General features: G+C 58.1%; 14 protein-coding genes and 1 tRNA gene. 9 read left to right on the top strand and 6 right to left on the bottom strand.

What is annotated here, in order from left to right; genetic code table 11:
- Nucleotides 1–733: 733 nt before the first annotated feature.
- Nucleotides 734–1216 (bottom strand): cytochrome b6-f complex subunit IV, encoded by a 483-nt coding sequence (gene petD / locus KBY58_RS05020; RefSeq protein ID WP_254934671.1) that lies wholly within the window; start codon nt 1214–1216, stop codon nt 734–736.
- Between the two features lie 95 nt (nt 1217–1311).
- Nucleotides 1312–2001 carry a cytochrome b6 gene (gene petB, locus KBY58_RS05015; protein WP_254934672.1) on the bottom strand — a complete coding sequence of 230 codons (690 nt, stop codon included), beginning with the start codon at nt 1999–2001 and terminating at the stop codon, nt 1312–1314.
- A 59-nt stretch (nt 2002–2060) separates the two neighbouring features.
- Here petB and ctpZ point away from each other — a divergent pair, with 59 nt between their 5' ends.
- The 3 genes from ctpZ to minC are packed head-to-tail and all read left to right on the top strand — an operon-like array spanning nt 2061 to nt 5289.
- On the top strand, nt 2061–3314 hold the full coding sequence (ctpZ, locus tag KBY58_RS05010; protein WP_409995717.1) for a carboxyl-terminal processing protease CtpZ: 1254 nt from the start codon (nt 2061–2063) through the stop codon (nt 3312–3314).
- Nucleotides 3311–4552 carry an HD domain-containing protein gene (locus KBY58_RS05005; protein ID WP_255003252.1) on the top strand — a complete coding sequence of 414 codons (1242 nt, stop codon included), beginning with the start codon at nt 3311–3313 and terminating at the stop codon, nt 4550–4552. The genes ctpZ and KBY58_RS05005 overlap by 4 nt, the downstream gene beginning before the upstream one ends.
- The gene (gene minC, locus KBY58_RS05000) at nt 4552–5289 is read left to right on the top strand and encodes a septum site-determining protein MinC (RefSeq protein WP_255003251.1); all 738 of its coding nucleotides are present in this window, start codon (nt 4552–4554) and stop codon (nt 5287–5289) included. Before KBY58_RS05005 ends, minC begins: the two co-directional genes overlap by 1 nt.
- A 15-nt stretch (nt 5290–5304) precedes the next feature.
- On the opposite strand, the gene KBY58_RS04995 is transcribed toward minC, so the two are convergent.
- Genes KBY58_RS04995 through KBY58_RS04985 form a run of 3 tightly spaced genes read right to left on the bottom strand, consistent with a single transcriptional unit; the run spans nt 5305 to nt 7455 of the window.
- A complete protein-coding gene (locus tag KBY58_RS04995) occupies nt 5305–5904 on the bottom strand; it encodes a chromate transporter (RefSeq protein ID WP_255003250.1) in 600 nt (199 codons plus the stop codon).
- A complete protein-coding gene (locus KBY58_RS04990; protein WP_255003249.1) occupies nt 5904–6461 on the bottom strand; it encodes a chromate transporter in 558 nt (185 codons plus the stop codon). Before KBY58_RS04990 ends, KBY58_RS04995 begins: the two co-directional genes overlap by 1 nt.
- Nucleotides 6454–7455, bottom strand: a complete 1002-nt coding sequence (locus KBY58_RS04985) for a phospholipase D-like domain-containing protein (RefSeq protein WP_255003248.1) — start codon at nt 7453–7455, stop codon at nt 6454–6456. Before KBY58_RS04985 ends, KBY58_RS04990 begins: the two co-directional genes overlap by 8 nt.
- A gap of 129 nt (nt 7456–7584) precedes the next feature.
- Here KBY58_RS04985 and minD point away from each other — a divergent pair, with 129 nt between their 5' ends.
- From minD to KBY58_RS04960, 5 genes are all read left to right on the top strand, one after another.
- Entirely contained in the window at nt 7585–8403 is an 819-nt protein-coding gene (minD, locus tag KBY58_RS04980) for a septum site-determining protein MinD (RefSeq protein ID WP_255003246.1), read from the top strand.
- Between the two features lie 4 nt (nt 8404–8407).
- Nucleotides 8408–8725, top strand: a complete 318-nt coding sequence (minE, locus tag KBY58_RS04975) for a cell division topological specificity factor MinE (RefSeq protein WP_254934678.1) — start codon at nt 8408–8410, stop codon at nt 8723–8725.
- Between the two features lie 37 nt (nt 8726–8762).
- Nucleotides 8763–8972 (top strand): response regulator transcription factor, encoded by a 210-nt coding sequence (locus KBY58_RS04970; RefSeq protein WP_255003245.1) that lies wholly within the window; start codon nt 8763–8765, stop codon nt 8970–8972.
- Between the two features lie 24 nt (nt 8973–8996).
- A tRNA-Thr gene (locus KBY58_RS04965) sits at nt 8997–9068 on the top strand.
- Nucleotides 9069–9279: 211 nt separating this feature from the next.
- Complete coding sequence (locus KBY58_RS04960; protein ID WP_254934680.1) at nt 9280–9603, top strand: hypothetical protein; 324 nt, start codon at nt 9280–9282, stop codon at nt 9601–9603.
- A 42-nt stretch (nt 9604–9645) separates the two neighbouring features.
- Here KBY58_RS04960 and KBY58_RS04955 read toward each other — a convergent pair whose 3' ends face one another.
- Nucleotides 9646–10506 carry a transporter substrate-binding domain-containing protein gene (locus KBY58_RS04955; RefSeq protein WP_254934681.1) on the bottom strand — a complete coding sequence of 287 codons (861 nt, stop codon included), beginning with the start codon at nt 10504–10506 and terminating at the stop codon, nt 9646–9648.
- Between the two features lie 347 nt (nt 10507–10853).
- Here KBY58_RS04955 and KBY58_RS04950 point away from each other — a divergent pair, with 347 nt between their 5' ends.
- Nucleotides 10854–11114, top strand: coding sequence for a hypothetical protein (locus KBY58_RS04950; protein WP_254934682.1), 261 nt, complete (start codon nt 10854–10856; stop codon nt 11112–11114).
- Nucleotides 11115–11232: the final 118 nt, after the last annotated feature.

The following is an 11232-nucleotide window of genomic DNA, read 5'->3' as shown; positions in this document are numbered from 1 at the left end:
CACCTCAGCTTGATTTGCTTCTCACCCACTTAATCTTGATATAATCAAAAATTGTTTATACTGGCGTATAAACAGTAGTTGGAGCCCCTTCCTCTGACAGAAGGTTTCAAAGAGTGCATTCAGAAATTTCTTTCCTCTTGACTTTCCCGAATCTCAGATCCGGTCGCGGTCCCGTTCGCATCAGCACACCATTACCCAAAACCCCGTGAAAGGCTTCAAGCAACAACTGATGCAGGGTTCCCGCTTTTTTTCTTTTTGACGGGACCTCACACCCTCACTGCATATCTGCCAAGCACCTAAGCTCCAACACCTTTAGAACCCTTTAAAAAAAGGTTCAAGCGCAGGCTCCCTAGGTACCTGACGCAGTGAAAGCGTCAGTTCCTAAACTTTTTAGTTGTCCAGGTTCAGCCTCCTCCACTTCCCCTTTCAAGAAAGCTCTCGGTGGCCGTCGCTTCTCAGCGACTTAGAAAACCTACAGCATCGGCGGCTCGCGCCTCCTCAACTGTCTGCTTCAGCCAAAAATCCGTTTTACCGGTTTCCGACCAGTCCAAAATCATAACACCACAACCTCCCCTTAAGCAAGCAGGCAGGGCTGTGGTGCCATACCTGCTGGTGCAGGGGCCCAGGGGCACAAGATCTCTGCATAAAAAAATCCCCTCACCGACCCCAGCTTGAGGGGTCAGTAAGGGGATGCAGTGAATCAGAAAAGGCCCCAACTCAGAACAGACCCAACTCAGAACAGACCCAGGGTCAGGGACTTGTCGATGGGCATGGCAGCACCGATGCCGAGGTAGATGGTGAAGAAGGTGCCAAAGAGGAAGGCAGCCATCGCCACGGGGCGGCGGAAGGGGTTTTGGAACTTGTTGAAGCTCTCAATGAAGGGAATCAACATCAGGCCCAGGGGAACCATGGTCTGCAGGGCAATTCCCAAAAGCTTGTTGGGAACTACGCGCAGGATCTGGAACACCGGGTAGAGGTACCACTCAGGGAGGATCTCCAGGGGGGTGGCGAAGGGATCTGCCTTGTCACCAAGCATGGCTGGATCAAGCACGGCCAAGCCAACTAGGCAACCGATGGTCCCGAGGATCACCACCGGGAACATGTAGAGGAGGTCGTTGGGCCAGGCGGGCTCACCGTAATAGTTGTGACCCATGCCCTTGGCCAGTTTGGCGCGCAGGGCGGGGTCGGTGAGGTCGGGCTTTTTAAGGATGTGCATGGCAGCAGGCCGAAAGCGGGGAACTCAGGGTTTAAGGGATGGAGCTGGTCTGTAGCTAAGGGTAGGCGCGAATCCTGATCAGGAAAGGCCAGAGATCACAAGGGACCGGAAATGCCCTGCTTACGGATCATCAGGAAGTGCATGAGCATGAACACCGCCAGTAGCCAGGGCATCACGAAGGTATGCAGGCTATAGAAGCGGGTCAGGGTGGACTGGCCAACGCTTTCGCCACCACGGAGCAGCTCAACCATGAAGTTGCCCACTACGGGCACAGCTGCGGGCACGCCGCTGACGATCTTCACGGCCCAGTAGCCGACCTGGTCCCAGGGGAGGGAGTAGCCGGTAACGCCGAAGGAGACCGTGATCACGGCCATGGTCACGCCGGTGATCCAGGTGAGCTCCCGGGGGCGCTTGAAGCCACCGGTGAGGTACACGCGGAAAACGTGCAGGATCAGCATCAGCACCATCATCGAGGCACTCCAGCGGTGCACCGAGCGGATCAGCCAGCCAAAGCTGACGTCGGTCATGAGGTACTGCACTGAGGTGTAGGCCTCAGCCACGGTGGGCTTGTAATAGAAGGTCATCGCAAACCCAGTGGCGAACTGGATCAGGAAGCAGACCAGGGTGATGCCACCAAGGCAATAGAAGATGTTGACGTGCGGGGGCACGTATTTGGCGGAAATATCGTCTGCGATCGCGCCGATCTCCAGACGTTCATTGAACCAGTCGTAAACAGGAGACGACTGGCCTGCCGAAGAATTTGCGGCAGGTGAGGAATTCGCCATGCAGCGGGGGGGTTTGGTTGCCAAAGTCTACTAATCATCAAGGAGCCCACGTGAGCGCAGTGCGCCTTCGTCTGCCAACCGCTCAACTGTTTGCAACACGGGGCCTGGCCCAGCTGCTGGCCCCCGCCCTGGCGGCAGTACTTGCCCTAGTGGTTTGGGCCTCACCTGCAACAGCCCTCAACGACGAACAGCAGTTGGTGGTGGAGGCCTGGCGGCTCGTAAACCAGAGCTACGTGGATCCAGACCGCTTCGAGCAGGTGAATTGGAAGCAGCTGCGTCAAAAAGCCCTGGAAAAGCAGATCACCACGGCCAACCAGGCCTACGAAGCGATTGAAGCGATGCTCGCCCCCCTGGGGGATCCCTACACCCGCTTGCTCCGGCCTGGGGAGTACGCCACCCTGCGCTCTAACACCCAGGGAACGGTCAGTGGCGTGGGCCTGCAACTGGGGCTGCGGCCCGGCGACCAACAGATCGTGGTGATCGCCCCCCTCGATGGCTCACCGGCTGCGGCCGCCGAGATCCAAAGCGGCAGTGAAGTGCTGCGGGTAAACGGGGAGGTTGTGGAGGAGCTGGGGCTGGAGAAAACGGCCGGGGCCCTGCGCGGACCCGCCGGCAGCTCGGTGCTGCTGGTGCTGCGCTCGCCCCAGGGGAAGGAAAGGGAAGTGGAGCTCACAAGAAAAGAGGTGAACCTCCAGCCGGTGCGCAGCAGGGTTCTTAAGCGAGATGGCCACAGCCTGGGCTACCTACGCATCACGCAATTCGCCGAGCTGGTGCCCAGCCAGACCGCCGAGGCCCTTGAAAGCTTGAAGGGCCAGGGCATCGAGGGGCTGATCCTTGATCTGCGCAACAACTCCGGGGGGCTGGTGAGTGCGGGGGTCGACATTGCCAATTCCTTCCTCGATGGCCAAGCCATCGTGGAAACCCAGGACAGGGGAGGGATTAGCGCCACCCAGGTCGCCCAGACGGGTCAGCTCTACGAAGGGCCGATGGTCACCCTGGTGAATGGGGGCACAGCCAGCGCCAGTGAAATCCTGGCCGGCGCCCTCCAAGACGATGGCCGCAGCGCCCTGATGGGCAGCCGCACCTTTGGTAAGGGTCTGATCCAAACCCTGATCAACCTGGGAGATCGCAGCGGCCTGGCGGTAACGGTGGCCCGCTACCTGACCCCCAGCGGCCGCGACATCCAAAACCAGGGGATCGTGCCCGACCTACCGCTCAGCCAGGCAGAGCCCCTCAACCCCGGCGGCGAAGGCGACACCTGGCTGGAGCAGGCCGGCGAATGGCTGATCGCATCGCTGCCAGAAAAGCGATGAGCCAGCGCACCTACCACGATCCCCTGCACGGGGCGATCCGGCTCGATCGCAGTGATCCGGCTGAGGCCCTGGCCATCGACCTGATCGACTCGGCGCCCTTCCAAAGGCTGCGGCGCATTCGCCAACTGGGCACGGCATTTCTGACCTTCCACGGCGCCGAAGCCAGCCGCTTCACCCATTCCCTTGGAGTGCTGCACCTGGCCCGACTGGCCCTGAACAACCTGGTGGCTCTGCATCCGGAATTGGAAGGGCACCGGGGCGTGCTGCTGGCGGCGGCCCTCCTGCACGATGTGGGCCACGGCCCCCTTAGCCACTCCGGCGAGGAGATGTATGGGATGCGCCATGAGGGCTGGTCTGGAAGGCTGGTGCGGGAACATCCAGCACTGCGCGATCGGCTCGAGGCCTATGGCAGCGGCACCGCCAACGCGGTGGCAGACCTGCTGGAGCATGGCAACTACGGCTGCAGTGCGATCAAGGCCCTGGTGAGCAGCCAGCTCGACTGCGACCGCCTCGACTACCTGCTGCGCGACAGCTACACCACGGGCACCAGCTTTGGCCAGCTGGATCTGGAGCGCATCCTGGCGGCCTTCACCCTGGCCCCAGACGGCAACTTGGCCGTGCACCCGAAGGGCTTGATGGCCGTCGAGCACTACCTGGTGGTGAGGAATTTGATGTATCGCAGCGTCTACAACCACCGCCTGAATGTGGTGTGTAACTGGCTGCTCAACCAGGCGATCGCCACGGCCCGCCGGCTGGGGCCCGGCCAGGTGTGGGCTGATGGGGTGATGGCCCGCTGGCTCTGGCAGGCCGAGCAGCTCGACCTAGAAGACTTCCTTGCCAACGACGATCTACGCACCGGCTACCACCTGCAGCGCTGGATGGAGGAGGGTCCGGAGGAACTGGCGGAGCCCTGCCGCCGCCTGCTGGAGAGGCGCTTACTTAAGGCCACCGATGTGAGCAACCAGAGCCAGGAGAGGAGGCTGGAGTTGCTGGCGGAGGCGGGTCAATTGGCCGAAGAAGCGGGAATTTCAGCCGAGCGCAGTTGCGGCCTGCAGCAGCGGGAAAGCCGGGGCTACCACCCCTACAAGGGGGGCCTAAGGCTCTGGGATGGCCAAAACCTGGCCGCCCTAGAGCAACGCTCCGCCCTGGTGCGAAGCCTCTCTGAAAACGTGCAGATGGCCTGGTTGATCCATCCGGCGGAGGTGGCACCTAGGTTGCGGCGATTGCTAAGGGATTGATGGATCGAGGGGCCATCGCCGCCAAGCTGATTCCAGCTGCAGGGCCAGGGCGCCCGGAGCAGCTGCTGCTGCCAGCGGTGCCAAGGGAGCAGGCGCTGAGGGCTGAAAAAAGTGTGGTGGAGCTGGCGGAAGCGGCCCTAAACCAAGCCAGCCTGCTGGCCCCGGCAGGGGAAACCCATTTGGCGCAAGGGCTGGAGATTCACGCCGGCGATTGGCCCCTAACCGTGCGGGAGCTGCGGGCCCTGGTGGATGGCCTCAACAACCATCAACGCCGACTTAGCGGCCTGAGCAGCAGCAATCCCCTCACCCTGGTGGCTGCAGCCAGCCTGGGCCTTAACGCCTGGCCCGCCGCCATCACCCAGGAACCAGTAGAAGGCGCCGAAAAGCAATTGACCCTGCACCAGGGCACCCTGCGGGCGGGGGATCACCTCCAGGTGGGGGGCTCCCTACTGCTGCTGGGCGATGTGAACCCGGGGGCGCGGGTGAGTGCCGGCGGCGATGTGCGGGTGTGGGGACGCCTGCGGGGCGTGGCCCATGCGGGCTGCCAGGGCGACCAAAAGGCAAGGATCGTGGCCCTACAGCTGCGGCCGTTGCAGCTGCGAATTGCGGATGCGGTGGCCCGGGGCCCGGATGGCCTGCCCCCCGATGGCCTGGCCGAGGAGGCACGGCTGGTCGATGGGGTGATCCGCATTGATCCAGCCCCACCTAGCTGGCCGCTGGAAATGGCAGAGCCCTAGCGCGATAGCAGAGCCCTAGCGCTGAATCCAGCCGAGACCACCCAGCAGGCCGGCAATTGCCATGAACCAGAGGGGGGAAATTTTTGTGCGCACCATCAAAAAGCAGACCAGGATTGACACCCCATAGGCAAGGGCTGAATGGTCGGAGATGTGGAGGATTTTGAAGCCAACTGCAAACAGGATGCCCAGGGTTATGGGACCCATGGCCCGTTCAAAGGCGATCCGCCAAGGGGAATCCTTAAAGCGCCCCCAGCCCAGGGATGCCACAACCATCAACAGGGTGGATGGCAGCAGGATTGAGATTTCTGCAACAACGCCACTGAGCAGTCCCCAGCCGGGGCCCTCCCGCCAGGCTGCGCCCATGCCAAGCAAGCCAACGATCATCGAACTCGGACCGGGGGCAGCTTCAGCGAGGGCATAAATATCGGCAAACTGCTCGGAAGTGATCCAGCAGTATTTATCAACACTGAGGTAGTGGTATTCGGTGAGGAGCGTGTTGCCACCTCCCAGGGAAAACAGGGAAAGGCTGAGAAAATCCCAGATCACCGACACTAAATTGCCGAGATCAGTGAGATGCCTGGGCTCGCAAACTGCCGCAGCAAACATTATCTGCATCAGCTTTTATGCTCCCTGGGCCAATACCAGAGCATCGCCAAGGTGCCAGAAATTAACACCACTGGAATCAGGCGAAGATGGAAAAAGTACATGGCCACAAAAACACCTACTGCAAGCACCATGGCGACCTTATCGCGCAGATAGTGGCCGGCAATTTTGAAACCCATTGACAGGGCCATCCCGGCTGCAGCTGCCACCACTCCGGCGAGCACGGCCGTAAAAGAGGCCAGCTCATGCAGATAGAAATAGGCCAGACCCAGCAACATCAAAAAACTGAAGGGCACCAGCAACATGCCGGCCAGGGCGGCCATCGCGCCCGATAGCCCCCTAAAACTGGCACCTATGTAGACGGCCATATTGATCTGGTTGGGCCCCGGGAAAAGGCGAGCCACGGTAAGGCCGGCCAAAAACTGTTCATCATTCATCCAACGCTTTTGTTCCACAACAATGCGCTGGCTCCAGGCCGAAAGACCGCCACCAAAGGCGGAAAGTGCCACCTGCAGCATGCCCCAAAAAAGCTCCCTGAGGCTGGGGGCTTTTACCAATTCATCACTCATGCACAAAATGGGGATCTGGCGTCAGCTCGCCCTCCTCATGGAGAGTGGGATCCAGGGGATCGGGCGCCTGGTATTTCTTGGACTGATCCCAATCGGCCTCAAAGATTTCCCGCAGCCGTTGCAACACTTCGGGGGCATCGGATTCAATGCCCAGCTCCCGGCGCACATCAAAGGCACTGCGATCAATGTTCATCGAACCTGTTTGGGCATAAATACCATCCACCAAAATTAATTTGGCATGGTGCTTGAGGTGCTTCATGCGCTTAATTTTCACCCCAAAACGCTCCATTATCCGGTAGGCGGAGAAGGTGTCGTAGATATCCCAATCGGAGATGCCGTGCTTGCCACCACAGAGCAGGCGCACCTTCACCCCCCTTTCCCTGGCTGAAATAATGCGCTCCAGAATCACCGCATCCACAAATTTGGGATGCTGGATCCATAGGCTTTTGTTGGCCATATCAATCACCCGGGCCATTTGACCCCGGCTATGGACGCTGCTCCACAGCAGACCCACGTTGAGATCAGGATGGAAAAACTGGCGATCCCAATCGGCCTCGAAGCCGGCGATCACCTGCTCCACCACGGCTGGTGAATGGGAGACAACGCCGTAATCACGGGTAAGGGTGAAATATTTATCGGAGAGGTTGAATGTGGCCACCAGGGCACAGCTGCGGTCTACCACCAACGATTTTTCGTGGGTTACGGGGAAGGCTTCGCTGGTCCAGCTGACCTGGATGCCCCAGCCCTGCAGCAGGGCAAAGGCCTCGTCGTTCCAGCGATCGCCGCCGGAGGTGTGGGGATTGAGCATCACCCGCACGGTCACGCCGCGCTGGTGGGCCCGCAGCAGGGCCTGCTCAATTTGCTCGGATTGCAGCTTGAACTGCTTGAGCCGCAACTCCTGCTGGGCCTGGTCGATCAGGTCAACCACCGATTGGGCGCCGTCATCGGGCATCACCAAAAGAGACTTATGCTGGTTCAAAAGGGGTTCAGCCATACCTGCTCCAGGTGGGCCTTGAGCCCGGTTAACCACCCTTTTTAGCCCCATTGGCAATTGCGGCAATGCCAACAGGAACACTGTTCCAAGCGGTTTTGGCCTTAATCTTTGCCCAGTACAGCCCGTGCCGTGTCCGCCGCGACTGCCCGCTTCATTCTGATCTGTTCCGGCAAGGGGGGCGTGGGCAAAACCACGCTGACCGCCAACCTGGGCATTGCGCTCGCCAAGCAAGGCGCCAAAACAGCGGTTCTAGACGCCGACTTTGGCCTCAGGAACCTGGATTTGCTGCTTGGCTTAGAAAATCGCATCGTCTATACGGCCCAGGAGGTGCTTTCTGGCAGCTGCCGGCTGGAGCAGGCGCTGGTGAAGCACAAACAGGAGCCAAACCTGGCCCTGCTGCCGGCGGGCAACCCGCGGATGCTCGAGTGGCTCAAGCCCGAGGACATGCAAAAGATCGCCAAATTGCTGGGCGAGCACTTTGATTACGTATTGATTGATTGCCCGGCGGGCATCGAAGACGGATTCAAGAACGCCGTGGCGGCAGCCAAGGAGGCGATCATCGTGACCACCCCTGAGGTGTCGGCGGTGCGCGATGCCGACCGGGTGATCGGCCTGCTCAACACCGAGGGGGTGAAACCGATTCAGCTGGTGCTGAACCGGGTGCGACCAAAGATGATGGCAAACCAAGAAATGCTGACGGTGAGCGATGTCACCGACATCCTGGCCCTACCCCTTTTGGGATTGGTGCTCGAGGACGAGCAGGTGATTGTGAGCACCAACCGGGGCGAACCGCTCACCCTCAACAACGGCAATTCCCCCGCCGCCCGGGCCTACGCCAATGTGGCGAGAAGGCTGTTGGGCGAGGAAGTGCCCCTGCTGGATCCAAGTAAGGAGCGCCAGGGCCTGAGGGCAAAGCTCGGCCGCCTGATGCAAACCAAGATCTTCTGAGCCGATGACCCTGCGCGACGCAATCAATAAGCTGCTGGGCCGTCAGCCGGCCAGCGCTAACACCGCCAAACAGCGGCTGCAACTGGTGCTAGCCCACGACCGCAGCGACCTAAACCCGGAGCTGCTGCAACAGATGCGGCGGGAGATCCTGGAGGTGGTGAGCCGCTACGTGGAAATCGACTTAGAGGAGGGCGATGTGACCCTGGAAACCGAGGACCGGGTGACGGCCCTGGTGGCCAACCTGCCAATCCGCAGGGCCAAGGTGATTGCCACTGCTCCAGAGGCGGAGCAGCCAATCAGTGGGGCTGAGATCAGCCCCTAGTGAGTGGGAACCCTGGGGGTGCCAATGCAGCCCATTTATGGCCTTTACGCCTGTTGTCCATACCCCATTCACCCCAGCTGAGGAAAGGGTTCTGGCGGAGCTGCGCCGGGGCTACAGCAATAAGGGGATTGCGGCCCTGCTGGTGGTGAGTCCGCGCACGGTAGAAAGCCACATCTCCCAACTGCTGGCCAAAACCAGCTGCAACAGCCGCACCCAACTGCTTTTGTGGGCCCTAGGGGAAAGGTAAGATTGGCCCTGGACATCAGTCCAGGCCGGCTTAGCTCAGTGGTAGAGCAGCGCTTTTGTAAAGCGAAGGCCATCGGTTCAAATCCGTTAGCCGGCTTTTTGATCTAGATCACTTGCAGGCAGTTGCTGCAGGGGTTTGAGGTGTTGGAGGCTCGGTTCGAGAGCGGGGCGGGTTGATTGAGGGGTTGATTGAGGAGCGGGCAAGGAGCTCCCTGCGTTATCAGCCTCCTAAAACAATCGACAGATCGGGGACAAGGAGCTGCTGCAAAACTATCCCTCCCATTGCCCCTTAAGGAGTAAGGGGCATCATGTCACGTCCGATGAAGCAACCGACATTCACCCGTGCTGCGATGCCAAACAGCAAGCCGCCGAACTGCACCGAAGGGCTGGGGTGGTTAGGAGGGCATGATTTCTCTTCCATGCCATTGGGCGATGGCCAGCAAGCTAAGGACAATCAAGAAACTCAGGCTAACCAGGCAGCAATCTGGATAGATCGCAGTAGCGGACCCGAGCACACTGCGCACCAAACAGAACTCTCACAAAACCGGGTCAACCCCACCATCAAAATGGCAGCACAGGTAGAGACTCAAATTAACAAAGAATCCATCGGCTCAGTCGCAGAGCATGCTTAGATGCAATCACTCTAAGGAATGGGTTCGCAGGGCATCCCTAATTCAATAGGGTATGGAATACCCGGTAATATTGTTGCTTTTTGCCAGTCCAGACAAGCAGCCACTACGATGAAGATCAGAAATGAATTGATTGAGATAGGGGATTGACTGTCTATGCTTATTAGGGGTAGCAATGGCTTGCTTAATTATCATGAAGTGCCCATCCAAAACGCGTAAATTTTTGTATTTTGAAGCATCACTCTCCAATTGGTTTCGGATGCCTGCCCCAATCATATATTCGTGCCTGAGAAGGTAGGGCGACACCAGCGGGGAGGTGGGAGCCTGAACGATCGAGGCGTATCGGATATGCCGATCAAGCCAGAGATTGTAAACGCTATTTTTGCCCACAACGATCACATTCCCTGGCTGATCTACCTGTGAATTTTTGGTAATGGGAGAGTTCTTCTTAACCACATACGATCCCAGAATTGAAATATATGGGTTACTAAAGCTAACGCCATCCTCGGCGCCCGCTTGTTTTGAACCGTCTGCTCTTTGTGGGGCAATGCCGAAGAAACCAATATCGGCCCTTCCGCTGGCGACGATCTGGTAGGCAAGACCTGCAGACGGAACAAGGTAGCTTTGAATGGATGCTCCAAGTTGCTTGGCAAGCAGGTTGGTGATTTGGAGTGAAATTCCTGAAATCTTGCCCTTGGATTTATTTGTTAAAACATAATTTCCAGAATTGATCACTACCCGCAGTTTTCCTGTTGGAGCCAGTTGACGTTTCGCTATAGGTCCTGCTGTTATTGTGATGAGGGATTGGCAGGAAGCGGGAAATGGAGAAGTGAACACCAACGAGTCTGATCCAGCCGGATGCTTGAGAGCAGGATGTTCAATAGCCGGTGGTAGGGGAAGCGACATGGCGAGGACTAAATTAAGGGACATAGATTAAGCTAACACAGTTCACATCTGAAGCGAACAGGCGTCACTGATTATGAATATTGCAGTGATCAGATTCTGGGGCTATCGGAGATTACCATGGCCTGGGCACCAAAGTGCCAGGACATGTAAGTTTGTAAAAGCCAAGCCGTTAGCAGTAACAGATCAAACTCGTGCTGACCCCAGTCTCTGAGTAAAGGGAGCCTGGAGCATGGCGGGATCACCAATTCGGGTGCCCCCATCGGTTGAGAGGGGTGATCCGTCTTCACCAATAACAACTCGATACAAGTACCAATCAGTGCCCAATACTGCTCGATAACGTAGCAAATGTGGTCCTCTGCACCCTGGCCCAAGAGCACGGCATCAATGAGTATTGGTGGTTGAAAGAGTCTTTGCCCCAGCCGAGGAAAAAAGATGACTTAATGCATAAACAATGGAAAACAATAAGGGTTCAGCAAAATGGCGAAACCATAGAACTATTAAAAGGTTCGCAGGGGAAAGCGATTAGAATAGGACAGCAGACAGCAGCAAACGCCTGGCAAACAATAAGAAAAGTAACACATAGTGCAGAGCAAAAGATCGAGGCGTAGAATAATACGTAACATAGATACAGATTTATGGGAATCAACTTAAAATGGAAAGTTACAAATCAAGGCATAAGCAATATTTTAGCCACAACGCTGATCGGAGTGGTGGCACCTAGCATGG

This window comes from Cyanobium sp. HWJ4-Hawea, from assembly GCF_024345815.1.
Lineage (GTDB): Bacteria > Cyanobacteriota > Cyanobacteriia > PCC-6307 > Cyanobiaceae > Cyanobium_A.
The sequence above is the reverse complement of the archived record's forward strand: the minus strand, read 5'-3'. Positions and strand labels throughout refer to the sequence as shown.